1 rRNA gene is annotated in these 637 nt (G+C 51.6%); it reads left to right on the top strand.

Going from position 1 to position 637, the window contains the following annotated elements:
* A 23S ribosomal RNA gene (locus ISF28_RS30270) occupies positions 1-637 on the top strand; the annotation flags it as partial.

Raw genomic sequence — 637 nt, 5'->3', positions numbered from 1 at the left:
GGCTAAAACAGTCAGGATGTTGGCTTAGAAGCAGCCATCATTTAAAGAAAGCGTAATAGCTCACTGATCGAGTCGTCCTGCGCGGAAGATGTAACGGGGCTAAGCCAGTCACCGAAGCTGCGGATATTTTTCTCTTTGCTTGCATCGAGATCAATATGGTAGGAGAGCGTTCCGTAAGCCTGAGAAGGTGTCTTGTAAAGGATGCTGGAGGTATCGGAAGTGCGAATGCTGACATGAGTAGCGATAAAGAGGGTGAAAAGCCCTCTCGCCGAAAGCCCAAGGTTTCCTGTTCAACGTTCATCGGAGCAGGGTGAGTCGGCCCCTAAGGCGAGGCAGAGATGCGTAGCTGATGGGAAGCAGGTTAATATTCCTGCACCGTCGTATGATGCGATGGGGGGACGGATCGCGGAAGGTTGTCCAACTGTTGGAATAGTTGGTTCTTGACTCATAGAAGGCGCTTAGGCAAATCCGGGCGCGTAATTCAAGGGGTCGAGACGTGTGCCCTTGTGGCACGAAGCAATCGGAAGTGGTTCCAAGAAAAGCCTCTAAGCTTCAGTCATACGAGACCGTACCGCAAACCGACACAGGTGGGCGAGATGAGTATTCTAAGGCGCTTGAGAGAACTCGGGAGAAGGAA

Source organism: Massilia rhizosphaerae (assembly GCF_016093545.1).
Lineage (GTDB): Bacteria > Pseudomonadota > Gammaproteobacteria > Burkholderiales > Burkholderiaceae_D > Telluria > Telluria rhizosphaerae.
The sequence above is the reverse complement of the archived record's forward strand: the minus strand, read 5'-3'. Positions and strand labels throughout refer to the sequence as shown.